The sequence below is a fragment of the Pseudomonas sp. G3-39 genome, assembly GCF_054790485.1.
Genome location: NZ_CP186497.1, coordinates 1380096 through 1404867 on the forward strand (window position 1 = coordinate 1380096; position 24772 = coordinate 1404867).

Here is a 24772-nt window from a genome sequence, read left to right on the forward strand (position 1 = left end):
CCATGGAAAGCCGAAATTCCGCGCCGTTGGCGAGTTATATGGACCTGTTGCTCGATGCCGTCTGCGCGGTGGACAGGCAGGGCCGTTTCGTTTTTGTCAGTGCTGCCTGCGAGCGTATTTTTGGTTATACGCCTGACGAGTTGATCGGCCGGTCGATGATCGAACTGGTGCATCCCGCAGACCGCCAGCGCACCCTGGCCGCCGCCCACGACATCATGAGCGGCGAACCCAAGCACAATTTCGAAAACCGTTACGTGCGCAAGGATGGCCGCATCGTCAACATCCTCTGGTCGGCGCGCTGGTCGGAGGTCGATCAACTGCGCATCGCCGTGGCCCGCGACATCACCGAGCGCAAGCAGGCGGAATCGCGTCAGGCTGCGCTGTACGCGATTTCCGAGGCGGCGCATGTCGCCGAAGACCTGCTAGCGCTGTTCAAACGCATCCACCTGATCATCGGCGAATGGCTGCCGGCGCTGAATTTCTCCGTGGCGCTGTACGACGAGCACTGTGCGCAGCTGAATTTTCCCTATCACGTCGACGATCACGAATTGCAGCCCGAGCAACCTGGCACCGTTACCGGGCGTTTGTGTGCGGAGGTCATCCGCAGCGGTCAGCCGATTCTGCTGACGCCGGACAGCCCCGACGCCTCGCCCGACTTCGCCGCGCTGGTGGCGGGGCAGGACTCACCGTGCTGGCTCGGTGTGCCGCTGAATTCGAAGAACGGCACCATCGGTGCGCTGATCGTCAAAAGTCTGCCGGGCGGCGAGCGTTATACCGAGCAGGACAAGGAACTGCTGCAATACGTCTGCGCCCAGGTCGCCACCGCCATCGAGCGCCAGCAGTTGCACGCGCGGCTCAAACGCATGGCGCAGTACGATCAACTGACCCAGTTGCCCAATCGCGGGTTGCTCAAAGACCGCCTCAAGGCTGCGCTGGCCGCTGCCCGTGAAACCTCGGGAAACATGGCGCTGCTGTATGTCGATCTGGATCGTTTCAAACAGGTCAACGACACCTTTGGCCATGCGGTCGGCGACATGCTGCTGCAAACGGTGGCGAGTCGGCTCAAGGGCTGCGTACGCGACACCGATACCGTGGCGCGCATCGGTGGCGACGAATTCGTGGTGCTGTTGTACAGCGTTCACGCCGCTGAAGACGCCGACATCGTGGCCGGAAAAATCCGCCAGGTGCTGGTGCAGCCGATGCGCCTGGACGGTCACAACCTGTACATCGAACCGAGCATCGGCGTGGCCCGTTATCCCGAACATGGCAGTGAGGAGCAACAATTGTTCCGGCATGCCGACCAAGCGATGTACGCCGCCAAACGCCTCAATCATCGGGCGGTGGATAGCTGAAACAGTGCGCGCCGTTCGTCGCGGCGCGGGCAACTTTTCTAAACCTTTGGCAGTCCGGCAATTCTCAATCTAGGCGGGCATCTGCTCGCCAACGATCAACACCAAGAGGAAGAGAATCATGCCTAATTCAAGAAACTCGAACTCGGGAAACTTCGCCAACGATCGAACCAAGGCGTCTGAAGCCGGTCGCAAAGGTGGGAAAACCACCACCACGACGGTCGACAAAGAGCCTGCGAAAACCGAAATGGGCCGCAAGCCAGCTCAGAAGTCGAAGTAGTCGGTGAGGTAGTTTTGATTGAGAGGCGGGGGCGCAAGCCCCCGCTTGAATTTGCAGAGATAGGAGGGCGCGACCATGAGCCGGATGGCCACCCAGATACGTCGTTTCAGTTTTGCCACGCTGTTGGGTTTGTTCGCGGGCACAGCATTCGCCCAGTCGCCTGCCGACTTCATCAACGATGCGTCCGCCAAAGGCATGGCCGACATTGAAGCCAGCCGTCTGGCGCACCAGAAATCCGAATCCAAAGAGGTCAAGGATTACACCATTGTCGTGATCAATGACCGCACCACGGCCAACCAGCATCTGGCGAAGATCGCGAAGAAACTCGATCTGCCGGTCGCGCCCCGTGAAGAAATTGCCGACAAGGCCAAGACCATGATCCCTCAGGTCAAGGACGGTGAAACCTTCGACCAGGCCTACGCCGCGAGCCAGGTGAAAGCGACCGAAGAGGCCATCCAGCAGATCCAGCAGGAAGCGCAGTCGACCGACGTGCCGGAAATCAAGGCATTTGCCGACGAGACGCTGCCAAAACTGCAAAGCCATCTGGAAATGGCCCGAGCGCTGCAAGCCAGTCGCTGATACCAACTGCCAAGCAAAAGATCGCAGCCTGCGGCAGCTCCTACATAGAACGGTGTAGGAACTGCCGCAGGCTGCGATCTTTTGCTTTGTTCAACTTTACTTAGCAGTCATTCAAATCCTGCTTCGGCTTGCTCTTCTCCCCCAGCCCTTCAAGATCGAATACCTCGTTTTCCCCCAGGCTGCGGTAATGCTTGCGCAGCGCCTCGAGTTGTTTGAGATCCAGCGATTCCAGGCCGAGCATTGCGTTCTGCGCTTCCTTGTTCACCCGCAATAACTCATCGAGCTTCAGATGCAGGATGTCGGTATCACGGTTCTGCGTATTCTGGATCAGGAATACCATCAGAAAAGTGATGATCGTGGTCGAGGTGTTGATGATCAGTTGCCAGGTGTCATTGAAATCAAAAATCGGCCCACTCAACCCCCACAGAAAAATCAGGATCAACGCGCCCATGAAGGTTTTCGGGCTACCGGCCCAGAGGGCCAGGGTCTGGGAGATTTTCGCGAATTTCATTGCGGTGTTCCTTATTGGGAGAGCTTGAAATTCAGACATCCGGGGCGCGATGAAAATTCTACTTACTAATGACGTCTGCCAATAATTGTGAGGGTGAAGACATCCCTTGCAATAAGCCTGTCTGGAACTGCGCGCAGCGCTGCCTGTATTGTGACGAACCGCACGAATGTCCCGACAGGAGAACGCAATGAGTTGGTCCGCCAGACAATACGTCGCTTTCGAAGATGAACGCACTCGCCCGGCCCGTGATCTGCTGGCGGCGATTCCCACGGTTCAGGCGCGATCGGTGGTCGATATCGGTTGCGGTCCGGGTAACTCCACCGAGCTGCTGGTGCAGCGTTTTGAGCAGGCCCAGGTCAGGGGTCTCGACAGTTCGCCGGACATGGTCAACGCCGCGCGCAAGCGCCTCCCGCAGTTGCAGTTCGAGGTCGCAGAAATCGATAGTTGGGGGGATCAAGGCCCGTTCGATGTGATCTTCGCCAATGCAGTGCTGCAATGGGTGCCGGATCACGCGACATTGCTGTCGGCGTTGGCGGCTAAACTTTCGGACGGTGGCAGTCTGGCGATCCAGATGCCGGACAACCTCAACGAACCTTCCCATCGACTGATGCGCGAAGTTGCCGCCAACGGCCCGTGGGCCGCGAAACTCGCCGACGCCGCCGGGCAGCGCACCGAGATGGCCAGTGCCAGCGATTACTTCTCGATGTTGCGTCCGCACTGTGCGCGGGTCGATGTGTGGCGCACGACCTATCACCATCAACTGTCGGGCGGGGCAGCGGGGGTGGTGGAGTGGTTCAAGGGCAGTGGTTTGATTCCGTTTCTGAGCCCGCTGAGCGGAGAGGAGCAGGCGCAGTATCTGCAGCAGTATCTGGCGGCCGTTTCCGAGGCGTATCCGGCGTTGCCGGATGGTTCGGTGCTGTTGCCGTTTCCGCGGCTGTTCATCGTCGCGACTCGCTGAAGCCAGCCTTCAGCCACCTGTAGTGAGGGGATTTATCCCCGATGGACTGCGCAGCAGGCCCTTTAAGCGGTTGCTACGCAACCATCGGGGATAAATCCCCTCACCACATATTGTTTGCTCAGATCAGATTAGCGCTGCACCGCCACCAACAACATCATCGGCCGCTCCCGCTCTTCAGCCAGCGCTGGTTGCGCCGCCACCTCCGCATCGCTCGGCCCCCATTCATTGACATGGCGAATGGCAAAACCCGCCGCGATCAACGAATTCAACAGCGTGCCCATCGTGCGATGCTGCTTGATCACCCCGTCGGCCAGCCAGTGGGTCACCCGCTCGCCCTCCATCTGATAGCTGTCCAGCGGCCAGCGCTTGTGGCCATCGCTGTCGACCAGCCAGCCTGGATTGCGCGGGGCCATGAAGATCGGGTGCTCGATGGAGAACACAAAATGCGAACCCGGTTTCAGCGCCGCGTACAGATGGGCGAACAGTCCGGCCAGATCCTTGATGTAGTGCAGCGCCAGCGAACTGTAGGCCAGATCGAAACTGCAGGCCGGCAAGTCGAGATGTTCGAGGTCGGCGCGTTCATAGCGGATGTTCGCCGCCGCTGTGGTTTCGCGCGCCCGCTCCAGCATCTTTTCCGAGACATCCAGCCCCAGCACATGGGCGGCGCCATGTTCACTGGCCCAACGGCTGAACCAGCCATAGCCGCAGCCGAGGTCGACCACATTCAAGTCGTGCATCGATGGCAGCAACGCCTTGAGCGCCGGCCACTCCGGCGCGGCATCGAGGCCGCCTATAGAGCGGTTCATCTGGCTGTAGCCCTGGAAAAACTCCGGATCGTCGTAAATATTTTGCGTCATGGGGGGAAGTGGTCTTTTGAGTTCGGTCATCAGCGGCACAGAGGCCGCGCCATGGAGTCCCTCGAAAGTCAAAACGCGTATTCGTCGATGGCCGCGCAGGGGGAGGGTGGTGGGTGATGGGGAAATGCTAGCGGGTCGTGGGGAAGGTGAGAACCGTCGGTGTGTTGTGGATCTGTAATGTCGGAAAAATCTTCAGGGTTTCAAAAAGTGTGATTTGCAAGGATATGCAGTCATCGCAACAACTTGATGTTGTGATCAATTCGGCTTTGAATGGTACACAGGGTTTCCTGAGTGATCGCGCCAGGATAACGATCATTTGCCACAGTTGAGAATTGGCTGGATACGTCGCAAAAGCGCTCAATTATAACTCCTGCCTCATAGGCACCAACCTCCGCCTCTTCTGCCAGTCCAAGCATGGCCTTTCGGTCGATTTCCAGCGCTTCGCCCATCACATCCATCTGGTGATACCCACCCGGCCCCTCGCAAAAGGTCACATCGTAAGCCGGGGCTAATTTCCAGTCGCCAGTTCGTGACATGGTGTAGGCAAAGTTTTTGGGGTGATCGTCTCGATTGTGGAACGCAACGTTGAATACAGCTCGCTCGAACGCTCGAGCTTTTTCTCGTACATCATTGGTGCATCTCTGCGTCGCGCGCAGGAAGTTGACGTAGTCCAATGCTCCAGGGGATCGAAAATCTGCTCCGGTGAAAGCTGCGAGACTTTGCATGGGGACGCGCAGCCCGTCCTGTCGATCAAAGCGTTTGCTGGCGAAGGCAGTCATTCCGTCTGACAGACTGAAGTATTGCGTGTCTGGTGTTTGAATGCCGCAGAGGCGCAAGCACTCGGCATAGATCATTTCGATAGCGCACACTTCGGGGTGTTCGTGCTGGGCCGGGAACTTCACCAGCCATGCTTCAAAATCCGGAGTGGCGGCAGTGGTGAACGTCCCGGTATCAGGATCGCGATAGACCAGAGCTTTTGGTCTGGCACCTTGCGGAGATCCTCCCACCAGCAACAACTTCTGAAGAAGCTCACCCCCTTCACCTTTGAGCACTTGCTGCACTTCGGCTGCAAGCAATTCAATGGGAACATGCATCTGCGGTTCTAGCACCTCAGGCGCCACAGGCTTGAACGACATGGCGCCCATGGCATTGTTGCCAATGTAGGCCAGTCGCTCCAAGGGGCCGATGCGTGCGGGATTCAGGCCGCGACGTTTGAATAGACGATCCATCAGCAGCATGCCCCAACCGTCGGGCAGCGAGTCATAGACGGGGCCTGGCAATCCCAACTGATGTTGCGGGAAATCCCGGCTTAATTTTGCGCCTTGTAAAGGAAGTTTCAGGGACGAAAGTTCGAGTCCTCTTTTTTTCGCTTCGTCGCTGTACTCAAACACGACCAGCGGCCGACCGGTCAGAGCTGTGGTGGAAGCCAGCGTGCCCCACTGCCAATGTTCACCCCAGCCTTCGTAGTAGACGTCCACTCGCTCAAGCATTTTCGGATTTCCTTTTGATGCGTTGACGCTTGGCGCTGTTTTCGTAGCGCAGGATGTCGTCCAGAGTTTCAAGCTTTGGCAGGAACAGATTTTCGAGTTCCTTGCTGCGTCCAAGTACCATGGCGACGCGCACCAGATTTTCGAAGCCCACATTACGCCCGGCCTCAAGATTGGATACCGTGTTGGTTCCGATGCCGGCACGTGCGGCCACATCTGCTTGTGTCATCTCCAGAGCGAGTCGATCAGTGCGCAGGCGTTCACAGATCCGCTTGACGACCTCACTTGGCTTGCTAAGGCTCAAATCCAACATAATGGGTCTTACACCTCAAAAGCTACTTTAAACCCGGTAATTCTGGATTTATCCAGGAAATTGTCATCCATGCGTTATTCCTGTTTATTGTGGCTTATCTTTTAAAAATCGCAATAACCCACAGAAAAATGGAATTATTCAAATTTGGTTGAGGAGAGGTCCGAATCAGGAGAATCATCATTCATGGTGCCTTCCCACAAAATCCCGGACACAAAAAACCGGCCCTGTAGGCCGGTTTTTCTGTTCCTGCATCCCCCGTCATAACACGACGTGAGACCTGATTGAGTGGAGCGGGTAGAGGGAATCGAACCCTCAACTAAAGCTTGGGAAGCTTTCGTTTTGCCACTAAACTATACCCGCTCAGAGCGGCTGACTTTGTACCAGAGTCGGGCGCAGATTTGAAGTTTTTCTTTTGCTCGCAGCGCGTTACAGCATTGAAAACGGTCATTCGCGGGCAAATCTGCAGGGCAATGAATGCTGGTTTTTCAACCCCACAGACTCGCTCGCGACGACGCTTTTTCAAATGGCCAATGCATGGTGATCCTGGACGAACGCGTAACGCGTTCGGCTCGACTGCGTTGAGGGTTTCAGGAAACCGAGCAAGGCGTTCTGGCTATCGCGGCACGCAGCCTTGTGTTCCATGTCGAGGAAGTGGCCGGTGGCCTGCAGCGTGGTGAAGGTGCTGTGCGCCACGTGGTTGCCGAATATCCGGGCGTCTTCGGCGGCGGTGTATTCATCCCATTCGCCGTTGAGAAACAGCACCGGCACGTTGATCTTTTTCGCCGCATTCAAATAGCACTGGCGATCACTGTGCAGTACGTCAGTGATGTGGAAGTGCATCTGCCCGTATTCGTGTTCGGCCAGGCTGCTGACGTGGCGATAGTTGAAGCGCTTGAACAGTGACGGCAGGTATTTGCCGATAGTGCTGTTGACCAGGTGCCCGACGCGGTCGCCATCGCGCTGGCCGAGGTAATCGATACCGCGCTCCAGGTAATCAAGCATGTGTGCGTTGATCACCGGCGAGAACGAGCTGATCACGGCTTTCTCGATACGCCGCGGCTGATTGGCCAGGGCAACCAGGGTGGCTGCGCCGCCCCAGGAAAACGACAGCACGTGTTCGGCGCCGAAGTGGTCGATCAGCTCCAGCAGGATCTGCCCTTCGACTTCCTTGGTCAGATGTTTCTCGTGACGGTTGTGGATTTTCGACCGGCCCGCGTAGGGCTGGTCGTAGCAAACCACGTTGAATTGCGGGTGCAGGTTTTTCACAGTCTGTGCAAACGACGCAGTCGTGGCCATCGAGCCGTTGACCAGGATGATGGTCTTTTCTGCGGCGTCTGCGCGATAGAACTCCGTGTAAACCCGATACTGACCCTGTATATCCAGCACAGCGATTTCTGGCCTCATGTCATAAGACTCCTGGCAAGCAAGCGGGTATGCGCGCAAATAGAGATTGCACGAGCTTTGTGACAGGTAGGCATACGCCTGGAATTTGCTTGGCCCATGTCGATCCATGACTGCGGTCGACGGGTGTTGTTATTGGCGGGCAGTCTGCCGGCTGAGGCGCAACCCAAGGGGCTGGCGACCGGCAAAAAGTTTCTTGGAAGTATGTGGTGACTCATCGGTCACAATTTGGCCGACGTCCTGATTCAAGCAGTGGGATGGGGATCGCGCAAGTGCCGTTGGTAAATTGTTCGACAACTTCTGCTGAGCGGTCGCCGGCTTAGAACAAATGGATCTCTTCGGTGCGCAAAGCGCGGTACTCGCCCGGTTTTAGCGCGTTATCCAGCGACAGCGGGCCCATGGATTCGCGATGCAAGCACAAGACTTTGTTGTTGAAGTGACCAAACATGCGCTTCACCTGATGGTAGCGACCCTCGACGATGCTCAGACGCGCCGCTCTTGGGCCGAGCACTTCGAGTTGCGCCGGTTGCGTGGTCAGGTTTTCAAAGGCGAAGTAGATGCCATCGGCAAACGTCAGCGCGTATTGCGGCCCGATCTCCTGTTCGGTCTCGACGTAATAGACCTTCGGCAGTTTGGTCTGCGGTTGGGTCAGGCGTCGCGACCAGCTGCCATCGTTGGTGATCAGCATCAGCCCGGTGGTGTTGAAGTCGAGGCGACCGGCGATGTGCAGGTCGTCTTTGTCCGGTTCATCGATCAGATCAAGCACGGTCGGGTGCTGCGGATCGCGAGTGGCACTGACGCACCCCGGCGGCTTGTGCAGCATGAAGTAGCGTGCCGGTTTGCCGAGTTGCAGGACTTCTTCGTCGACTTCGACGCGGCTGAACTCCAGCACTTCGCTGTGCGGGTCGCTGACGACTTTTCCGTCGATCCGCACGCGCTTTTCCACCAGCAACAGGCGAACCTGCTGACGGTTATAGCGGGGCAGGTTGCTGAGGAAACGGTCGACGCGCATGGTCAGGAATCGGCGGATAAAGGGGCGCGTATCTTACGGGATCGGCCGCGCCGCTGCTTGCAGTTGCGCCTCGACCTGCGCGCAGCGCGGGCACAGACAGGATTGATTGCGCAGCGCTGCGGGCAAGGCTTCAAGCACTGCCGGATCGATGCTCACGGCATAGCACCAGCAGGCCTGGTCGGCGGTGCGCGGGTCAGCCAGGGTGCAGTCGTTGCGCGCGCCGCAGGCCGGGCAGAGGTCGGGTTTGATGTCGGAATCAGGCATAGGACGAGTAAGGCATTTCCACGCAATTGCGGTTACGGCCAGTTTGTCTGGCCTGCTACATCGCATGATCGGCCCGAGACAGCAGGGTATGCAAGGTGTCATCAGCATGTACGGTGGTGGCACCGATGTATTCCTGGACATTACGCAGGCTAACTGTGGGAGCGAGCCTGCTCGCGAAAGCGGTGGGTCAGCCAACGTAAATGTCGTCTGACACTCCTTCTTCGCGAGCAGGCTCGCTCCCATAGGGGGGCAGTGTGACTGACACCGCTGATCTGAAGCTTTTCCGCGCCCGGCACTTGCCCCGGACCTGACAGTCAAAACTGTGTCGGCTGCGCTGTCCTGCTGCGGCCGCAGGTCTTTCAGGAGGCCGTCATGGTTACTTCCAAACTGTTGCGCCGGGTGCTGCTGGGAGCGGTGCTCGGCTTGGGTCTGTCCGGGTGTTATTACTACGCCGGTCCTTACGATGCTTACCCTGCCACTTACTACTATCCAGGCTATTACTCACCGTATTACTACGGCGGTTATTACGGCCCGCGCTATTACGGTGGCGGGCACTATTACTACGGCGGTCACGGCTATCGCGGCGGTTACGGACGCGGCTATCACGGTGGGCACCACTGATCAGCGGCTGAATGACAGTGTTTTCCAAATGAACAGGATTTCATCAATCACATGTTTCAACTTGTTACGGAAGCGCACCAGATTCGGAAAACGCTGTCAGATGTTTCGTCAGTCACCGAATAAACGACTGATGCCTGCCAGCGTCGCTGGTGTGGCTACCCGCGGTCCAGGAGGCCGCCATGTATCGACGAATTCTTCTACTTGCTGCGATGATGTTTTCCGTTGCCGGTTGCGCTCCCTACTCCTACGCAGACAGTTATTACAGCTCGGAGGTCTACACCTCACCCGCTCCGGCTTACTACAACACTGGCGGCACCTATTACAGCGGTGGCAGCACCTATTACTCGGCCCCGCGCTACTATCAGGCGGCCCCGCGTTACTACCAACCGGCTCCGCGTTACTACTCGGCGCCCCGCTACTACCAACCAGCGCCGCGCTACTATGAGAGTCGTCGCTGGCACGACAATGATCGTGGCCGTTGGGACGGCCACCGCGGTGGGGATCGTGACCGGGGTGGGCGTGATCATCACGGTAACCGCGGTGACCACGGCGGGCGAGGCGGTCGCTGGTAATCATCCGCAAACAAAAAAGCGGCGCATTGAGCGCCGCTTTTTTTGTGCCTGCGATTTACCAAGCGTTCAGTATTGCGTCAGATCCGCCAACGGATGCCGACCTTCCCAGACCTTGTGAAAATGCGCCTCGACCACCGCGTCCGGGACGTTATTGATGTCCGGCCAATGCCAGTGCGGTTTCTGATCCTTGTCGATCAGCCGCGCCCGCACCCCTTCGCTGAATTCCGGGTGCCGACAGCAATTGAGGCTCAGGGTGTATTCCATCTGGAACACTTCGGCCAGCGACAGGTAGCGGGCGCGGAGGATCTGTTCCCAGACCAGATGCGCGGTCAGCGGCGAGCCTTCGCTCAGGGTTTTCGCGGCGCGGGCGATCAGCGGGTCGCTGCTGTCGCGTTGCAGGCTGATGGCTTTCCAGGCACAGGTGACGTCGCTGACGTCGAGCAGTTCATCGATCTGCTGACGGCGGGGTAACCACTGCGCCTCGGGCATCTTTCCGACGGCTTCCTGTTGCAGGGCCTTGAGCAGACTGTTGAGCTGCATGTCGGTCTGTTCCTGCCAGTTGAGTTGCAGCAGGCCTTCGATCAGCTGCGGTTGCTGCTCTTCAAGCAGAAAGCGATCGGCCAGATCCAGATCGATCGCATCGCGGCCGTTCATGTGCGCACCCGTCAGACCGAGGAACAAGCCGAGCTTGCCCGGCAACCGTGACAAAAACCAACTGGCCCCGACGTCCGGATACAGACCGATGGTGATCTCCGGCATCGCCAAGCGACTGCTCGGCGTGACGATCCGCGTGCTCGCGCCTTGCAACAGGCCCATGCCGCCGCCCAGCACGTAACCGTGGCCCCAGCAGATCAGCGGTTTGGGGTAGGTGTGCAGGCTGTAGTCCAGGCGATACTCGGCGGCGAAAAACTGCGCGGCCAGTGGTGGGACTTCACCGGGATGGGTCCGGCAGGCCTCCACCAGGCTGCGCACTTCGCCGCCGGCGCAGAATGCTTTGGCACCATTGCCGCGCAGCAATACGCAGACGATCTGCGGATCCTTGGCCCAGGCGTGCAATTTGTCGCTCAGGGCGTTGATCATCGGCAAGGACAGCGCGTTGAGCGACTTTTCAGCATCCAGGCTGGCGATCCCGAGGCGGGCGCCGTCGGTGCCGGTGAGTTCTTCGAAGTGCAGATTCATCATGACCTCGATCGGGAAATTGAGCGTTCAGTATGATCGCTGTGCGGGAAAGTGCCGGATCTGTGTCAGATCAATTGACAAGCGTGGTCGGCTTTCCTAGGGTTCGCCCCATTGTTTTTGCCGGGTATGACCATGACTGCTGACGACCGTATCAAACTCGAACCGAGCTGGAAGGAGGCACTGCGTGCTGAATTCGACCAGCCTTATATGGCAGAGTTGCGCAATTTTCTGCAGCAGGAGCGGGCGGCCGGCAAGGAAATCTACCCGCCGGGCCCGCTGATTTTCAACGCGCTGAATTCGACGCCGCTGGATAAAGTCAAAGTGGTGATCCTCGGCCAGGACCCGTATCACGGCCCGGGCCAGGCCCATGGCTTGTGCTTCTCGGTGCAACCCGGCGTGCCGGCGCCGCCGTCGCTGGTCAACATTTATAAAGAGTTGAAGCGCGACCTGAACATCGACATTCCCAACCACGGCTACCTGCAGAGCTGGGCCGATCAGGGCGTGTTGATGCTCAACACCACCATGACCGTCGAGCGCGCCAATGCCAACGCGCACAAGGATAAGGGCTGGCAGTTCTTCACCGACCGGATCATTGAGGTGGTCAGCGAACGCCAGCCGCATCTGGTGTTCATGCTGTGGGGTGCGCATGCGCAGAGCAAACAGAAGCTGATTGATGCGACCAAGCATTTGGTGCTGACGTCGGTGCATCCGTCGCCGCTATCGGCTTATCGGGGCTTCCTCGGTTGCGGGCATTTCAGCCGGACCAACAAGTTTCTCGAGCAAAATGGCGAAGCGCCAATTGAGTGGCGTCTGCCGCCGATTTGATGGGTTGAATGGGCGGGCCCCTTCGCGAGCAGGCTCGCTCCCACAGGTTCCTGTGGTTGCCACAGATTGTGTGAACACCTCAAAACCCTGTGGGAGCGAGCCTGCTCGCGAAAAGGGCGGCGCGGTATTACTCGGGATTACGGTTCCAGTACTTGAACAACGGCTCCGCCAGAAACAGTACAAACAGCAGCCGCATCACCTGCATCGCCGTCACTAGCGGCACCGACAGTTGCAGGGTCTCCGCCGTCAGACTCATCTCGGCAATCCCCCCGGGCATCATGCCCAACGTCAGCGAACGCAGATCCAGATGGGTCAGCGCACTCAAACCCAGCGCGGCCAATGTGGCGATCAACATGGTCAGCGCCGTGCCGATCAGCGTACGGCCCATGAATGACGGCGCGCGGCGGAAGAACTGACGATTGAAGTGACAGCCCAGGCCGCTGCCGATCAGCCACTGGCCGATCTGGCTGCCGCCGTCCGGCAGGCCGATGTGCAAATCCCAGGCAATGCTCACCGTGGCACTGACCAGCAGCGGCCCGAACAGCCACGGATTGGGCTGACGCAAACGCTGCCAGAGCCAGGCGAGCAGGGCGCCCGTGGGAAACAGAATCGCCAGCCAGCGCCAATCTACGTTGCCGGCGTGGGAAATCGGTGTGCCGTCGCCCAGCAGATACTTGAACGCGGCCGGCACGCACAGCACCACCACCAGCACCCGCAGACTCTGCCCCGCGGCGACATGGCTGAGCAGCGCGCCATTGCGCGCGCCGAGGTTGACCATCTCCCCGGAGCCGCCGGGCATGCTTGAGAAAAACGCCGTGGCGCGATCTTCGCCGGTGCGGCGCATCAACCACACCCCGACCACCGCCGACAGGCTGGTGACCAGCGCACCGAAGAAGATCAATCCGAAATGACTCAGCACCTGCTCCATCACCAACGGGGTGAAGTGCAGGCCGATGCCGATGCCGACAATCCATTGGCCGCATTTACGCCCGCCGGGGATTTCCGTGAGTTGCCACGGGGTCAGGCAGCGCACGAGGATGATCGCCAGTAACGAGCCAACCATCCATGGCAGTGGCCAGCCGATCTGGCTGGCGATGAAACCGCCAAGCAGACCGACCAGCGGGGTAGCCCACCAGCTTCTGAGGGAAGACCGATCAGACATCGGCGATGGCGCGTTGCGCCGCCGAACGCTTGCGCCAGATGCGCAGCAGCGGCATCAGCAACATGATCGCGGTCAGGATCCACACGCCGAAAGTGATCGGGCTCGACCAGAGGATTTCCAGCGCACCGTTGGAAATCGACAGCGCACGACGCAGGTTCTGCTCCATCAGCCCGCCGAGAATGAACCCCAGAAGCACCGGCGACAACGGGAAATCCAGTTTGCGCAGGATGTAACCGAAGATGCCGATGCCGACCATCAGGAACAGGTCGAAGGTGGTCGCATGCACGGCGTAGACGCCGATCCCGGTGATGATCGCGATCACCGGCACCAGTGCCCAGTTCGGCACGGCGAGGATGCGGGTGAAGATGCGGATCATCGGGATGTTGAGGATCACCAGCATGATGTTGGCGATGAACAACGACGCGATCAGGCCCCAGACGATGTCCGGTTGCTGTTGGAACAGCAGCGGCCCCGGGGTGATGTTGTACAGCGACAACGCGCCGATCATCACGGCGGTGGTGCCCGAACCGGGTACGCCGAGGGTCAGCATCGGCACCAGCGCGCCACACGCCGAAGCACCGATTGCGGTCTCCGGAGCAGCGAGGCCACGGGCGTCACCCTGACCGAATTTGCCGCCGGCACCGGCGATGCGTTTTTCGGTCATGTAGGCCACGGCACTGGCGAGCGTTGCGCCGGCACCCGGCAACACGCCCATGATGAAACCCAGCAGGCCGCAACGGATGTTCACCACGAACACCGACGCCGCTTCCTTGAAGTTGAACATCATGCGTCCGGTGGCTTTCACCGCTTCCTGGCCACGATGGGTTTTTTCCAGCAGCAGGAGGATTTCACTGACCGAGAACAGACCCAGTACCAGCACCACGAACTGGATGCCGTCGGTCAGGTGAATGTTGTCGCCAGTGAAACGGTACACACCGCTGTTGGCGTCGATGCCCACGGTCGACAGAAACAGCCCGATCAGCGCCGCAATAAAAGTCTTCAGCGGTCGATCACCGGCCATGCCGCCAAGGCAGACAATCGCGAACACCATCAACACGAAGTATTCCGCCGGACCGAAGGCAATCGCCCATTTCGCCAGCAGCGGGGCGAACAGCACCATGCCGCAGGTGGCGATGAACGCACCGATGAACGAACTCCATGCCGACAGCGACAGGGCGACACCGGCCAGACCCTGACGCGCCATCGGATAGCCGTCGAGGGTGGTCATCACGGTGGAGGCTTCGCCCGGAATGTTCAGCAGGATCGAGCTGATCCGCCCGCCGTATTCGCAACCCAGATACACCGCCGCCAGCAGAATCAATGCCGACTCCGGCGGCAGGCCGAGGGCGAAGGCGATCGGGATCAGCAGGGCCACGCCATTGATCGGACCCAGGCCCGGCAACAGCCCGACCACGGTGCCGATCAGCGTGCCGGTCAGGGCCGTGACCAGGTTGTACGGACTCAGCGCGACGCCGAAGCCCTGACCCAAATAACCGAGAGTATCCATATCAGTTCTCCAGAACGTCGAGCAGGCCCAGAGGCAGTGGAACGTCCATCAGACGGTCGAACAGCAGGTACAGACCGATGGCCATCAACGTTGTCACCACGATGCTCGGCAGCCAGCGACCGCCATACAGGCGCGCCATCGGGATGCCGATCAGGATGCTGCTGAGGATGAAGCCCAGCGGTTCGAACAGGCCGGCGAAGACCAGCAGCAACAGCACGCAGATGCCGATCTTGGTCAGGGTTTGGCGATCCAGCGGCGGCTCGTCTTCGCTGTGTTTGATCGGTGCCGGGCGGAACACCATGTACAGCAGCGCCACGCCCATCAGGCCGAGCATCAGCAGAGGAAAGGCGCGTGGGCCGACCGGTTCATAAGAAAAAGCCGCTTGATACGGCCACGCCATCAGCGCCAGGCCAACGCAGGCCAGCAACAGCACCGAGGCGAAAATGCGTTGTAAGAGCATGGGAAACTCCTGTGCCGAGGCCTCGATGCGCGAGGCCGCAGCCGCTAGACAGAGACGATCACTGAATCAGGCCGAACTCTTTGGCCAGCACTTTGTAGTCCGCGACCTGCTTCTTCACGTAGGTGTCCAGCTCCGGGCCGGTCATGGCGAACGGGAACAGTTCACGTTGATCGCGCAGCTTGGCGAAGTCGTCCGAGGCCAGCAGTTTGTCGAAGGCGTCTTTCCACCAGGCGTAGTCTTCGTCGCTGACTTTTGGCCCGAGGTAGAAACCGCGCACCACCGGCCAGACGATGTCGTAGCCCTGCTCGCGCGCGGTCGGGATGTCTTTCATTTCCGGTTCGTCGATGCGTTTATCGGCGAACACCGCGAGCAGCCGCATGTCACCGCTCTGGATATGCGGCATGGAGTCGGAGATGTCGGTACTACCCACCTGGATGTGACCGCCGAGCAGTGCAGTAGCGATTTCGCCGCCGCCTTCGAGGGCGACGTAACGCAGGTCACGCGGGTTGATCCCGGCAGCCTTGGCGATCAGTGCGGTCTGCATCCAGTCCTGGCTGCCGACGGTGCCGCCGGAACCGATCACCACGGAACTCGGATCTTTCTTCAGGGCTTTGACCAGATCGTCGAGGGTCTTGTAGGGCGAATCGCTCTTCACCGCGATCGCGCCGTAACTGGTGCCGACGGCGGCCAGCCAGCGCACATTGGTTTCATCGAAACGACCGAACTTGCCTTGTGCCAGGTTCAGCAACGAACCGCTGGACCAGGCCACCAGCGTGCCGGCATCGGCCGGGCGTTGGGCGACGACCGCGTTGTACGCCACCGCGCCGACACCGCCGGGCATGTAGGTCACGCGCATCGGTTTGGTCAGCAGTTTTTCGTTGACCAGCGCGCTCTGCGCCAGTTTGCAAGTCAGGTCGAAACCACCGCCGGGGGAGGCCGGGGCGATGCATTCCGGACGTTTCGGTTCGGCCATCAGTTGGCCGGCGAACAGCATGACGCCAGCGGCCAGAGCAACTTTACGCAGTGATAAGTTCATCTATGTCTCCTTGGGAGTTGTTGTTATGGACGTACTGAATTACCAAAGGGCAACGCTATAGCTCACCAGCAGACGCACTTCATCGGCATCGCGAGCGGAGTAGTTGGAACGGTAGGTGGCATTACGCAGGCGTACGGCAACGTCCTTCAGGGCGCCGCTTTGTACTACATATTTGATCTCGGTGTTGCGCTCCCACTCTTTACCTTCTTCGCCATTCTTGAGCTTGATGTTGTCACCGCTCAGGTAACGGCTCATGAACGACAGGCCGGGGATGCCGAGGCGGGCAAAGTCGAAGTCGTAACGCGCCTGCCAGGAGCGTTCTTCGGCGCCGGCGAAGTCGTTGATCTGCACGAAGTTGACCAGGTACGGGTCGCTGCCATCGACATAGGGGAACGCGCTGTCGCCGGACATGTGCTGATAACCGGCGCTGAACTTGTGGCCGCTCAGGGCGTAGCTGACCAGACCGTTGAGCGAGCGGTTGTCGATCTCGCCACCACGGGCCGCGCCCTGATCGTCACTGACCGCAAAGCGCAGGTCGGTGGCGAAGGTGCCCGGGCCCATCGGCCGCGAGGCGACCAGACCGAAGAAGTGCTGGTTATAGACTTCGTCGAGCTGGGCGAAGTGGTAACTGCCGGTGATCTTGTCGGTGAACTTGTAGTCCACGCCGGCAAAATCGAAATGCTTGCCGGCCACGGTGCCCGCGAAGCGGCTGTTCTTGTTGTTGAGGGCGATGTCCTCGAAATCGGTGCTGTCGCGATCCTTGGCTTTCTCCAGACGCCCACCGGTGAAGGTCAGGTTCTTGATCTCTTTGGAGGTCAGCAAACCACCTTCGAACGTCTGCGGCAGGATGCGCCCGTCATTCGGTTTGAGGATCGGCAGTTCGGGAGTCAGGCTGCCGATTTTCAGTTCGGTGGCGGAGATTTTCACTTTGCCGGTCAGGCCGACTTTCGAGTATTCGTTGGCGGCGCGCCCGTCATCGTGGGTCGGCAGCAGGCCGGTGCCGGTACGATCCGGACTCGAATCAAGTTTGACCCCGAGCATGCCCAGCGCATCGACACCGAAGCCCACGGTGCCGTCGGTGTAACCCGATTGCAGGTTGAGCATGAAACCCTGCGCCCATTCATCACGCTTGCTTTGCTGGGCACTGGTGCCGTCGCGAAAGTCGCGGTTGAAGTACATGTTGCGGGTTTCGAAGGTGGCGGAACTGTCTTTGATGAAGTCGGCGTAGCTCAACGGTGAGAAACCGGCGAGGGCAGCGGTGCTGGCTAGGGTGGCGTGGCGCAAACGAGAAGGACGAACAGGCGTAGAAGCCTTGGTCTGCAAGGACGGCATGCGGGTGTACTCCGTTTATTGTTCTTATTGGTCGAAAACGCTTCGAGGCGTTTTTCGTATCGCTGTGTGGCAGCAGCGACGGCAGTCGAAACTGTCCGTGACCGGACTCTAACGGGCTAACCTTTCACTAACCTTTCAGCTGGATTTCGCGGGTTTCGGGCTTCACAGCGGCGGTTGCGGCTGTAAACTCCGCGGCAAAGAGTGGCGTCGGCCATCCCTGAATGAGGTAGAGATCCATGCGTGTTCTGCTCGTCGAAGACCATTTGCAACTGGCCGAAAGCGTCGCCCAGGCGCTCAAGAGCACCGGTCTGACCGTGGACGTGTTGCACGATGGCGTGGCCGCCGACCTGGCGCTGGGCAGCGAGGAATACGCGATGGCGATCCTCGATGTCGGCCTGCCGCGCATGGACGGTTTCGAGGTGCTGGCACGCCTGCGCGCACGTGGCAAGAACCTGCCGGTGTTGATGCTGACGGCGCGCAGCGATGTGAAGGACCGCGTACACGGCTTGAATCTCGGCGCTGACGATTACCTGGCCAAACCGTTCGAACTGACCGAGCTCGAAGCCCGGGTCAAAGCCCTGTTGCGGCGCAGTGTGCTCGGTGGCGAGCGTCAGCAGCGCTGCGGCGTGCTGGCCTACGATCTCGACACCCGGCGCTTCAGTCTCGGCGAAGAACTGCTGACTCTGACCTCCCGCGAACAAGCCGTGCTCGAAGCGTTGATCGCCCGCCCGGGCCGAGTGATGAGCAAGGAGCAACTCGCCGCACAGGTGTTCGGTCTCGACGAAGAAGCCAGCCCCGATGCCATCGAAATCTACGTGCATCGCCTGCGCAAGAAACTCGACGGCCAACCGGTGGCGATCGTGACCTTCCGTGGCCTCGGTTACCTGCTGGAAAGTCGCGATGCATAAGCCCAGCAGCCTGCGCTGGCGGTTGCTGTGGAACCTCGCGTTGTTGCTGGTGGTGTTGATGCTCGCCAGTGGTCTGAGCGCGTACTGGAACGGTCGCGAAGCTGCCGACACGGCTTACGACCGCACCCTGTTGGCCTCGGCGCGAACCATTGCCGCCGGCCTGTCGCAGCGCGACGGCACGCTCAGCGCCGACGTGCCATACGTGGCGCTGGACACCTTCGCTTACGATAGCGCCGGGCGGATTTACTACCAGGTTAACGACATCCATCAGAAGCTGATTTCCGGCTACGAAAACCTGCCCGGGCCACCACCCGGTACGCCGAGAACCGACGATTATCCAGCGCTCGCGCGCTTCTATAACGCGACCTATCGCGGGCAGAACGTGCGCGTGGTCAGCCTGCTCAAAGCGGTCACCGAACCGAACATGAATGGCATGGCGGAAATCCGTGTCGCCGAAACCGATGAGGCGCGAGTCAGCATGGCCCGCAGTCTGGCGGCCGATACGCTGCTGCGTCTGGGCATGCTCGCGATCGGCGCCTTGTTGCTGGTGTGGTTTGCGGTGAGTGCCGCGCTGCGCCCGCTGGAGCGTTTGCGCACGGCGGTGGAGGAGCGTCAGCCCGATGATTTGCGGCCGCTGCCGCTGGTGGAAGTGCAACATGAATTGTGGCCGCTGGTGCGCGCGCTCAATCACTTCACTGAACGTTTGCGCGGGCAATTCGAGCGGCAGGCGCAGTTCATCGCCGATGCCGCCCACGAACTGCGCACGCCACTGGCGGCGTTGAAGGCGCGGCTGGAACTGGGGCTGCGTTCGACTGAAGCGGAAACCTGGCGCACAACCCTGGAATCCTCTGCGCAAAGCACTGATCGCCTGACCCATCTGGCCAATCAACTGCTGTCGCTGGCGCGGGTGGAAAACGGTGCCCGGGCGATTGCCGAGGGCGGCGCGCAATTACTGGATCTGAGTCAGTTGGCCCGCGAGCTGGGCATGGCCATGGCGCCCTTGGCCCATGCACGCGGGGTCGCGCTGGCTCTGGAGGCCGATGAGCCGGTGTGGCTGCGCGGTGAGCCGACGTTGCTTAATGAACTGCTGAGCAATCTGGTGGACAACGCACTGGCGCATACGCCACCGGGCGGCAACGTGATTCTGCGGGTCGCGGCGCCGGCGGTGCTTGAAGTTGAAGATGACGGGCCGGGCATTCCGCTGGAGGAGCGGGATCGGGTGTTTGAACGCTTTTATCGGCGCAATCAGCAGGTCGCGGGGTCAGGGTTGGGTCTGGCGATTGTCGGAGAGATCTGCCGGGCGCATCTGGCGCAGATCACCTTGCACGATGGAGAGCAGGCCGGTTTGAAGGTTCGGGTGAGTTTTATTGCCGGATAAATGTGGTGTTGGTGCGGGCCTCTTCGCGAGCAAGCCCGCTCCCACAGGGAATCCACGCCGTACACAAATCCCCTGTGGGAGCGGGCTTGCTCGCGAAGGCCGCGCCGCGGTTCCGGATCAGTAAAACATCGTCCGCGATTCTTGCAGATCCGCGCACAACTCCTTGTTCTCCGGATCGATCCCAAGCTTTCTGAACGCCGGCACGCTGAGCGGATCAATCCGCGCAATCGGATGATCGCTGTCCTTGTGACAATACAGGCTCGCCACCTGCACCAGATCGACGTAATCGAGGTGCGCCGAGTCGCGTTTGAAATCCAGGTACAGCCCCGGTAACGCCACCAGTTGCTCGGGAAATTCCCAGACCCGCAACAGCTTGTCGCCCAGCAGCGGGTGAATGTGATCGATCACATGGTTGAGGCTGACCGGGTCAGACAGTAGTTCGTAGTGATCTTCGGCGTAGGTCAGGATCGGCAGTACGCCGATCTGATGCACCAGCCCGCCCAACGCCGCCTGATCAGGTTTGAGTTGGGTGTGACGGCGGCACAGGGCGTAACTGACGCCGGCGATTTCCAGGCTCTTGCGCCAGACTTCGCGCATCTTCTGTTCGACCACCTCGGAGCGGGCGTGGAAGATCTGTTCCATCACCAGGCCGATCGCCAGGTTGCTGCTGTAGTTCACCCCCAGTCGGGTGATTGCGGTGTGCAGGTCGGTGACTTCCTGGGTGGCGCGCAGCAACGGGCTGTTGACCACTTTGATCAGGCGCGCCGACAGCGCCGTGTCGCGGCCAATCACTTTGCTCAGGTCGCTGACACTGATCTCCGGGTCTTCGGCAGCCTTGCGAATTTGCAGGGCCACTTCCGGTAACGTTGGCAGAACCAGGTCATCGTTATCGATGGCCTCAACCAAATCCTGTTGGACCTTATCCGCCAGCTCGCTCATGTAGATTCTCTAGGGTGTTGCAACAAAAGCTGCGATCAGCGCTGGATTTCGCGGTCGCGATCCAGTTCGTAGGGCAGGTCGAGCAAATGCAGGGCTGGCCCTTCAAGGGCGCCCAGGTGCAGATCACCCGCTTCGGCAGCTTCGGCCTGCAACACCGCCAACAGTTCAATCTTTTCTGCGGCGCGGGCGGCAATCACCACTTCGCCGATGGCGCTGCTGTGGCTTGGAGCGAACAGCGGGGTGCCCGGCTCCGGCAGTTCAGTCGCGTCCAGTTGCACGCGATAGAGGCGACGCTTGAGCTTGCCCAGGTACTGCATGCGCGCGACGATTTCCTGGCCGGTGTAGCAACCTTTCTTGAAACTCACGCCACCGACGGCCTGCAGGTTGAGCATCTGCGGGATGAACAACTCGCGGGTGGTCGGCATGACCTGACCGATACCGGCGCGAATCTGCCCCAGCAGCCATTGGTTCAGATTGCCCTCGGGCAGGGCGGTGGCCAACTTGGCTTTGATGGCGTCGGCTTGATCGGCCGGTACCCAGAGTTCGGCGCGATCGGGCGAGACGCGAATAGCGATCAGGCCTGCGTTGCGCACCACGCCGTCGGTTTCGCCTGGCAGGTTCAGACCCAGGCTGGCCAACGCGGCGTCGCCGTGCTCCAGGCCAAAACGCACCCAGGCGGCGCTTTCGTCGGTCAATTTGGATTTGGAGAACACCGCGTACTTTTTCAGATCCGCCAGTTGCGGCTCCAGCAGTTCACTGGCCATTGCCAGCAGCACGCCGTCACCTTCGAGCAGAATGCGGAAGCTCGACTGCATCCGGCCTTTTTGCGTGCAGCGCGCGCCCAGGCTGGCCTGGCTGTCGCTGAGGTAATTGATGTTGCAGGTCAATTGGCCTTGCAGGAATTTGCCGGCATCCACGCCGCGAACCGCGAGTACGCCTTCATGAGACAGGGTGCAGAAAAAAGCAGAATCGGCCATGGGTCATCGCAGGGTAAAAAAGTCTGGGGCACATCATAAGGGCGCGTTGTTGAAATGGGTAGTTGATAAAGGATCGGTGGTGCCCGACCAAAGCCGACTGTGCGACCCGCGCCGGGGCTGTATACTGCGCGCCTATTTGAGGAGGGCTCCATGGTCGAACAAGTTGAACTCAATCGCCTCTTCTGGCACAGCCGCCGCGGCATGCTGGAACTTGACGTGCTGCTGGTGCCGTTCGTGAAAGAGGTCTATCCGCACCTCAACCAGGTCGATCGCGACTTGTATGTCCGTCTGCTGACCTGTGAGGATCAGGACATGTTCGGCTGGTTCATGGAGCGCAGTGAGTCCGAAGACCCTGAGCTGCAGCGCATGGTCCGGATGATCCTGGACCGTGTTCAGCCCAAGTAATACGTTCGAATGCCGCTGGCATGCCTCTCGGCAGTTGCTGGCGGCGTATCTGTTGACCCAGGCGTTCGCGCTGGGTGTGTTGTTTCTCCTGTCGATTCCACTCTGGGCCTGTCTGCTCGGGGCTTTCGCCTGTCTGCTGCACGCCGTGTGGGTGTTGCCACGGCAGATTCTGCTGACGCATCCGCAGGCTTTTTGCCGATTGCGCCGCGATGCCGATGGCTGGCAATTGTGGAATCAGGCGGGCGGCTGGCAAGCAGTCCAGCTGCGCCCTGACAGCCTGGCGTTGCCGTTGATCGTGGTGCTGCGCTTTCGTTTGCGCGGGGAGCGGCGGGTGCGCTCGATCTGTGTACCGCGAGACTCGCAGGCAGCGGATGTGCACCGACGCCTGCGAGTGCGGCTCAAGTTCAGCCGGCGTAGGTGGGCGGCACCAGAATAGTGTCGAGCGCCTCGGGCAGCAGGTTCGGGTAGTCGAGGGTGTAATGCAGACCGCGACTTTCCTTGCGCTCCATGGCTGAGCAGATCATCAGTTCGGCGACTTGCGCCAGATTACGCAGCTCGATCAGGTCGCGGCTGACTTTATAGTTGCTGTAGAACTCGTCGATCTCGTCCAGCAACAGACGCACGCGGTGCTGCGCTCGTTGCAGGCGTTTATTGGTGCGCACGATCCCCACGTAGTCCCACATGAAGCGGCGCAGCTCGTCCCAGTTGTGGGCGATGATCACGTCTTCGTCGGAATCGGTCACCTGGCTGGCGTCCCACTCGGGCAGGGCCATTGGCGCGGTGACCTCATCCAATTGTGCAAGGATGTCCGCTGCCGCCGAGCGGGCATAAACGAAGCATTCGAGCAGCGAGTTGCTGGCCATGCGGTTGGCCCCGTGCAGGCCGGTGAAGCTGGTTTCGCCGATGGCGTACAGCCCCGGCACGTCGGTACGACCATGCTGATCGACCATTACCCCACCACAGGTGTAGTGCGCCGCCGGCACGACCGGGATCGGCTGTTTGGTGATGTCGATGCCGAAACCCAGGCAACGTTCGTAGACGGTCGGGAAGTGGTTTTTGATGAAGGCTTCAGGCTTGTGGCTGATGTCGAGATAGACGCAGTCGACGCCCAGGCGCTTCATTTCATGGTCGATGGCGCGGGCGACGATGTCGCGTGGCGCCAGTTCGGCACGTTTGTCGAAGCGCGGCATGAACCGTTCGCCGTTGGGCAGCTTCAGGTGCGCGCCTTCGCCACGCAAGGCTTCAGTGATCAGGAAACTCTTGGCCTGCGGGTGATACAGGCACGTAGGGTGGAACTGGTTGAATTCCAGGTTCGCCACTCGGCAGCCCGAGCGCCAGGCCATGGCGATGCCGTCACCGCAAGCGCCGTCGGGGTTACTGGTATAGAGGTAGACCTTGGCGGCGCCGCCGGACGCGAGGATCACGAAGCGTGCGCCGTAGGTGTCGACTTCGCCGGTCGCGCGATTCAGCACATAGGCGCCGAGGCAGCGCTCGCCATTCATGCCCAGACGGCGTTCGGTGATCAGATCAACGGCAACTCGCTGCTCCAGCAGTTCGATGTTGCTGCGCTCTCTGGCCTGGGCGAGGAGGGTGGTGAAAATCGCTGCGCCGGTTGCGTCGGCGGCATGGATGATGCGCCGATGGCTGTGGCCGCCTTCGCGAGTCAGGTGGAATTCGAAACCGCCGTCTTCGGTGCCGGACTGTTCGTCGCGGGTGAACGGCACCCCCTGGTCGATCAGCCACTGGATGGCTTCGCGGCTGTGCTCGACGGTAAAACGCACCGCGTCTTCATGGCACAGACCGCCGCCGGCATTCAGGGTGTCGTCGACGTGGGATTCGACAGTATCGGTATCGTCCAGCACGGCAGCGACGCCGCCCTGGGCCCAATAAGTCGAGCCGTTGGCCAGATCACCTTTGCTCAATACGGCAATGCGCAAATGACCCGGCAGGGTCAGCGCGAGACTCAAACCGGCAGCGCCGCTGCCAATCACCAGAACATCGTGTTGAAACTGTTGGCTCATTTCAGGATTCCGCTCAAAGCGACCCGGATCGGGGGTGGCGCAGGACAGCTGGATCGGCGAGTCAAGACAGCCACACAGCCCACTAGTATATAGAGGGGGGGAGCGGCACAATAGCCGGGCCCGTATGGCATTGTGAAACTACTGTGACGACAAAAGCTTGACGTTTCGTCGGACGTTTTTTTCTGTCGTTTTGGGAAAAGGCGACTGTATCGAGGATGAAACAGGCTTTTTCAGCACGCGGTTGCTCAATGTCGCTTCAGCACGGCTATAAATAATTGGAACTTTTGCCAGAGGCCCAAGATCAATAGTCAGTTGCCAGAAGCACGGGACAGTGTCGGCTTCAATGCAAAACCTGCGATTGGGTTTTTGCCGGCGAACCGATGACAAGATTATTCGCGCAGCCGGTTTATCCCGCGCTGCGTTTTTCGTGCGTGCCAAA

At 60.0% G+C, this 24772-nt stretch carries 27 protein-coding genes and 1 tRNA gene; 11 read left to right on the plus strand and 17 right to left on the minus strand.

Annotated elements, in window-relative coordinates; genetic code table 11:
* Positions 1-2: 2 nt before the first annotated feature.
* The 3 genes from ACOYXG_RS06240 (at position 3) to ACOYXG_RS06250 (ending at position 2208) form a co-directional block, all read left to right on the plus strand.
* Positions 3-1352, plus strand: a complete 1350-nt coding sequence (locus ACOYXG_RS06240) for a sensor domain-containing protein (RefSeq protein ID WP_460356531.1) — start codon at positions 3-5, stop codon at positions 1350-1352.
* A 118-nt stretch (positions 1353-1470) separates the two neighbouring features.
* A complete protein-coding gene (locus tag ACOYXG_RS06245; protein ID WP_003222499.1) occupies positions 1471-1629 on the plus strand; it encodes a KGG domain-containing protein in 159 nt (52 codons plus the stop codon).
* A gap of 75 nt (positions 1630-1704) precedes the next feature.
* Complete coding sequence (locus ACOYXG_RS06250) at positions 1705-2208, plus strand: DUF4142 domain-containing protein (protein ID WP_027614439.1); 504 nt, start codon at positions 1705-1707, stop codon at positions 2206-2208.
* Between the two features lie 100 nt (positions 2209-2308).
* On the opposite strand, the gene ACOYXG_RS06255 is transcribed toward ACOYXG_RS06250, so the two are convergent.
* A complete protein-coding gene (locus ACOYXG_RS06255) occupies positions 2309-2719 on the minus strand; it encodes a low affinity iron permease family protein (protein WP_460356535.1) in 411 nt (136 codons plus the stop codon).
* A 187-nt stretch (positions 2720-2906) separates the two neighbouring features.
* Here ACOYXG_RS06255 and tam point away from each other — a divergent pair, with 187 nt between their 5' ends.
* Positions 2907-3677: a trans-aconitate 2-methyltransferase gene (gene tam, locus ACOYXG_RS06260; protein ID WP_460356537.1), complete on the plus strand. Its 771-nt coding sequence runs from the start codon at positions 2907-2909 to the stop codon at positions 3675-3677.
* Positions 3678-3805: 128 nt separating this feature from the next.
* On the opposite strand, the gene ACOYXG_RS06265 is transcribed toward tam, so the two are convergent.
* The 7 genes from ACOYXG_RS06265 to ACOYXG_RS06295 form a co-directional block, all read right to left on the minus strand.
* Entirely contained in the window at positions 3806-4534 is a 729-nt protein-coding gene (locus ACOYXG_RS06265) for a class I SAM-dependent methyltransferase (protein WP_150370438.1), read from the minus strand.
* Between the two features lie 230 nt (positions 4535-4764).
* Entirely contained in the window at positions 4765-6024 is a 1260-nt protein-coding gene (locus tag ACOYXG_RS06270) for a type II toxin-antitoxin system HipA family toxin (protein WP_460356541.1), read from the minus strand.
* Entirely contained in the window at positions 6017-6334 is a 318-nt protein-coding gene (locus tag ACOYXG_RS06275) for a helix-turn-helix domain-containing protein (RefSeq protein ID WP_285375996.1), read from the minus strand. Before ACOYXG_RS06275 ends, ACOYXG_RS06270 begins: the two co-directional genes overlap by 8 nt.
* Positions 6335-6620: 286 nt before the next feature.
* Positions 6621-6694: transfer RNA gene (locus ACOYXG_RS06280), tRNA-Gly, on the minus strand.
* Positions 6695-6853: 159 nt separating this feature from the next.
* The gene (locus ACOYXG_RS06285; protein ID WP_460356544.1) at positions 6854-7738 is read right to left on the minus strand and encodes an alpha/beta fold hydrolase; all 885 of its coding nucleotides are present in this window, start codon (positions 7736-7738) and stop codon (positions 6854-6856) included.
* A gap of 316 nt (positions 7739-8054) precedes the next feature.
* Positions 8055-8747, minus strand: a complete 693-nt coding sequence (locus ACOYXG_RS06290) for a pseudouridine synthase (RefSeq protein WP_150370441.1) — start codon at positions 8745-8747, stop codon at positions 8055-8057.
* Between the two features lie 33 nt (positions 8748-8780).
* On the minus strand, positions 8781-9011 hold the full coding sequence (locus ACOYXG_RS06295) for a cysteine-rich CWC family protein (protein ID WP_098967655.1): 231 nt from the start codon (positions 9009-9011) through the stop codon (positions 8781-8783).
* Between the two features lie 372 nt (positions 9012-9383).
* On the opposite strand from ACOYXG_RS06295, the gene ACOYXG_RS06300 reads away from it, so the two are divergent.
* Positions 9384-9632 (plus strand): hypothetical protein, encoded by a 249-nt coding sequence (locus ACOYXG_RS06300; protein WP_103368263.1) that lies wholly within the window; start codon positions 9384-9386, stop codon positions 9630-9632.
* 179 nt (positions 9633-9811) lie between these two features.
* Positions 9812-10204: a hypothetical protein gene (locus tag ACOYXG_RS06305; protein WP_460356549.1), complete on the plus strand. Its 393-nt coding sequence runs from the start codon at positions 9812-9814 to the stop codon at positions 10202-10204.
* A 66-nt stretch (positions 10205-10270) separates the two neighbouring features.
* Here the strand turns inward: ACOYXG_RS06305 and ACOYXG_RS06310 are convergent, their stop codons facing one another.
* Complete coding sequence (locus ACOYXG_RS06310; RefSeq protein WP_460358410.1) at positions 10271-11383, minus strand: enoyl-CoA hydratase/isomerase family protein; 1113 nt, start codon at positions 11381-11383, stop codon at positions 10271-10273.
* A 132-nt stretch (positions 11384-11515) separates the two neighbouring features.
* Between ACOYXG_RS06310 and ung the strand changes: the two genes are divergently transcribed.
* Positions 11516-12208 carry a uracil-DNA glycosylase gene (gene ung / locus ACOYXG_RS06315; protein WP_097086750.1) on the plus strand — a complete coding sequence of 231 codons (693 nt, stop codon included), beginning with the start codon at positions 11516-11518 and terminating at the stop codon, positions 12206-12208.
* Positions 12209-12335: 127 nt separating this feature from the next.
* Here the strand turns inward: ung and ACOYXG_RS06320 are convergent, their stop codons facing one another.
* From ACOYXG_RS06320 to ACOYXG_RS06340, 5 genes are read right to left on the minus strand one after another with little or no spacing between them, the layout of a single operon-like run.
* Positions 12336-13370, minus strand: coding sequence for an AbrB family transcriptional regulator (locus ACOYXG_RS06320; RefSeq protein ID WP_027614451.1), 1035 nt, complete (start codon positions 13368-13370; stop codon positions 12336-12338).
* Complete coding sequence (locus ACOYXG_RS06325) at positions 13363-14877, minus strand: tripartite tricarboxylate transporter permease (protein ID WP_027614452.1); 1515 nt, start codon at positions 14875-14877, stop codon at positions 13363-13365. Before ACOYXG_RS06325 ends, ACOYXG_RS06320 begins: the two co-directional genes overlap by 8 nt.
* A gap of 1 nt (position 14878) precedes the next feature.
* Positions 14879-15337: a tripartite tricarboxylate transporter TctB family protein gene (locus ACOYXG_RS06330; RefSeq protein WP_103519697.1), complete on the minus strand. Its 459-nt coding sequence runs from the start codon at positions 15335-15337 to the stop codon at positions 14879-14881.
* A 58-nt stretch (positions 15338-15395) separates the two neighbouring features.
* Positions 15396-16373 carry a Bug family tripartite tricarboxylate transporter substrate binding protein gene (locus ACOYXG_RS06335; RefSeq protein ID WP_007963261.1) on the minus strand — a complete coding sequence of 326 codons (978 nt, stop codon included), beginning with the start codon at positions 16371-16373 and terminating at the stop codon, positions 15396-15398.
* Between the two features lie 39 nt (positions 16374-16412).
* Positions 16413-17705 (minus strand): OprD family porin, encoded by a 1293-nt coding sequence (locus ACOYXG_RS06340; protein WP_460356555.1) that lies wholly within the window; start codon positions 17703-17705, stop codon positions 16413-16415.
* A 236-nt stretch (positions 17706-17941) separates the two neighbouring features.
* Between ACOYXG_RS06340 and ACOYXG_RS06345 the strand changes: the two genes are divergently transcribed.
* Together ACOYXG_RS06345 and ACOYXG_RS06350 are read left to right on the plus strand one after the other, a co-directional pair.
* Positions 17942-18613, plus strand: a complete 672-nt coding sequence (locus ACOYXG_RS06345; protein ID WP_003222545.1) for a response regulator — start codon at positions 17942-17944, stop codon at positions 18611-18613.
* Positions 18606-19991, plus strand: coding sequence for a sensor histidine kinase (locus ACOYXG_RS06350; protein ID WP_027614456.1), 1386 nt, complete (start codon positions 18606-18608; stop codon positions 19989-19991). Before ACOYXG_RS06345 ends, ACOYXG_RS06350 begins: the two co-directional genes overlap by 8 nt.
* Before the next feature lie 117 nt (positions 19992-20108).
* Here the strand turns inward: ACOYXG_RS06350 and ACOYXG_RS06355 are convergent, their stop codons facing one another.
* Both ACOYXG_RS06355 and ygfZ read right to left on the minus strand, forming a co-directional pair.
* Entirely contained in the window at positions 20109-20930 is an 822-nt protein-coding gene (locus tag ACOYXG_RS06355; protein WP_097086666.1) for an HDOD domain-containing protein, read from the minus strand.
* 35 nt (positions 20931-20965) lie between these two features.
* The gene (gene ygfZ / locus ACOYXG_RS06360; RefSeq protein WP_460356559.1) at positions 20966-21907 is read right to left on the minus strand and encodes a CAF17-like 4Fe-4S cluster assembly/insertion protein YgfZ; all 942 of its coding nucleotides are present in this window, start codon (positions 21905-21907) and stop codon (positions 20966-20968) included.
* A gap of 150 nt (positions 21908-22057) precedes the next feature.
* Here ygfZ and ACOYXG_RS06365 point away from each other — a divergent pair, with 150 nt between their 5' ends.
* Positions 22058-22312 carry an FAD assembly factor SdhE gene (locus ACOYXG_RS06365; RefSeq protein ID WP_003222550.1) on the plus strand — a complete coding sequence of 85 codons (255 nt, stop codon included), beginning with the start codon at positions 22058-22060 and terminating at the stop codon, positions 22310-22312.
* Positions 22296-22748, plus strand: a complete 453-nt coding sequence (locus ACOYXG_RS06370) for a protein YgfX (RefSeq protein ID WP_097086670.1) — start codon at positions 22296-22298, stop codon at positions 22746-22748. The genes ACOYXG_RS06365 and ACOYXG_RS06370 overlap by 17 nt, the downstream gene beginning before the upstream one ends.
* Here ACOYXG_RS06370 and nadB read toward each other — a convergent pair.
* The gene (gene nadB / locus ACOYXG_RS06375; RefSeq protein WP_460356563.1) at positions 22717-24333 is read right to left on the minus strand and encodes an L-aspartate oxidase; all 1617 of its coding nucleotides are present in this window, start codon (positions 24331-24333) and stop codon (positions 22717-22719) included. The two genes, ACOYXG_RS06370 and nadB, sit on opposite strands and share 32 nt — an antisense overlap.
* Positions 24334-24772: the final 439 nt, after the last annotated feature.

Excerpts from the sequence above, each read along its gene's own strand:
- ACOYXG_RS06240 (WP_460356531.1), top strand. The coding sequence starts at position 3 with ATGGAAAGCCGAAATTCCGCGCCGTTGGCGAGTTATATGGACCTGTTG.
- ACOYXG_RS06245 (WP_003222499.1), top strand. The coding sequence starts at position 1,471 with ATGCCTAATTCAAGAAACTCGAACTCGGGAAACTTCGCCAACGATCGA.
- ACOYXG_RS06250 (WP_027614439.1), top strand. The coding sequence starts at position 1,705 with ATGAGCCGGATGGCCACCCAGATACGTCGTTTCAGTTTTGCCACGCTG.
- ACOYXG_RS06255 (WP_460356535.1), bottom strand. The coding sequence starts at position 2,719 with ATGAAATTCGCGAAAATCTCCCAGACCCTGGCCCTCTGGGCCGGTAGC.
- tam (WP_460356537.1), top strand. The coding sequence starts at position 2,907 with ATGAGTTGGTCCGCCAGACAATACGTCGCTTTCGAAGATGAACGCACT.
- ACOYXG_RS06265 (WP_150370438.1), bottom strand. The coding sequence starts at position 4,534 with ATGACGCAAAATATTTACGACGATCCGGAGTTTTTCCAGGGCTACAGC.
- ACOYXG_RS06270 (WP_460356541.1), bottom strand. The coding sequence starts at position 6,024 with ATGCTTGAGCGAGTGGACGTCTACTACGAAGGCTGGGGTGAACATTGG.
- ACOYXG_RS06275 (WP_285375996.1), bottom strand. The coding sequence starts at position 6,334 with ATGTTGGATTTGAGCCTTAGCAAGCCAAGTGAGGTCGTCAAGCGGATC.
- ACOYXG_RS06285 (WP_460356544.1), bottom strand. The coding sequence starts at position 7,738 with ATGAGGCCAGAAATCGCTGTGCTGGATATACAGGGTCAGTATCGGGTT.
- ACOYXG_RS06290 (WP_150370441.1), bottom strand. The coding sequence starts at position 8,747 with ATGCGCGTCGACCGTTTCCTCAGCAACCTGCCCCGCTATAACCGTCAG.
- ACOYXG_RS06295 (WP_098967655.1), bottom strand. The coding sequence starts at position 9,011 with ATGCCTGATTCCGACATCAAACCCGACCTCTGCCCGGCCTGCGGCGCG.
- ACOYXG_RS06300 (WP_103368263.1), top strand. The coding sequence starts at position 9,384 with ATGGTTACTTCCAAACTGTTGCGCCGGGTGCTGCTGGGAGCGGTGCTC.
- ACOYXG_RS06305 (WP_460356549.1), top strand. The coding sequence starts at position 9,812 with ATGTATCGACGAATTCTTCTACTTGCTGCGATGATGTTTTCCGTTGCC.
- ACOYXG_RS06310 (WP_460358410.1), bottom strand. The coding sequence starts at position 11,383 with ATGAATCTGCACTTCGAAGAACTCACCGGCACCGACGGCGCCCGCCTC.
- ung (WP_097086750.1), top strand. The coding sequence starts at position 11,516 with ATGACTGCTGACGACCGTATCAAACTCGAACCGAGCTGGAAGGAGGCA.
- ACOYXG_RS06320 (WP_027614451.1), bottom strand. The coding sequence starts at position 13,370 with ATGTCTGATCGGTCTTCCCTCAGAAGCTGGTGGGCTACCCCGCTGGTC.
- ACOYXG_RS06325 (WP_027614452.1), bottom strand. The coding sequence starts at position 14,877 with ATGGATACTCTCGGTTATTTGGGTCAGGGCTTCGGCGTCGCGCTGAGT.
- ACOYXG_RS06330 (WP_103519697.1), bottom strand. The coding sequence starts at position 15,337 with ATGCTCTTACAACGCATTTTCGCCTCGGTGCTGTTGCTGGCCTGCGTT.
- ACOYXG_RS06335 (WP_007963261.1), bottom strand. The coding sequence starts at position 16,373 with ATGAACTTATCACTGCGTAAAGTTGCTCTGGCCGCTGGCGTCATGCTG.
- ACOYXG_RS06340 (WP_460356555.1), bottom strand. The coding sequence starts at position 17,705 with ATGCCGTCCTTGCAGACCAAGGCTTCTACGCCTGTTCGTCCTTCTCGT.
- ACOYXG_RS06345 (WP_003222545.1), top strand. The coding sequence starts at position 17,942 with ATGCGTGTTCTGCTCGTCGAAGACCATTTGCAACTGGCCGAAAGCGTC.
- ACOYXG_RS06350 (WP_027614456.1), top strand. The coding sequence starts at position 18,606 with ATGCATAAGCCCAGCAGCCTGCGCTGGCGGTTGCTGTGGAACCTCGCG.
- ACOYXG_RS06355 (WP_097086666.1), bottom strand. The coding sequence starts at position 20,930 with ATGAGCGAGCTGGCGGATAAGGTCCAACAGGATTTGGTTGAGGCCATC.
- ygfZ (WP_460356559.1), bottom strand. The coding sequence starts at position 21,907 with ATGGCCGATTCTGCTTTTTTCTGCACCCTGTCTCATGAAGGCGTACTC.
- ACOYXG_RS06365 (WP_003222550.1), top strand. The coding sequence starts at position 22,058 with ATGGTCGAACAAGTTGAACTCAATCGCCTCTTCTGGCACAGCCGCCGC.
- nadB (WP_460356563.1), bottom strand. The coding sequence starts at position 24,333 with ATGAGCCAACAGTTTCAACACGATGTTCTGGTGATTGGCAGCGGCGCT.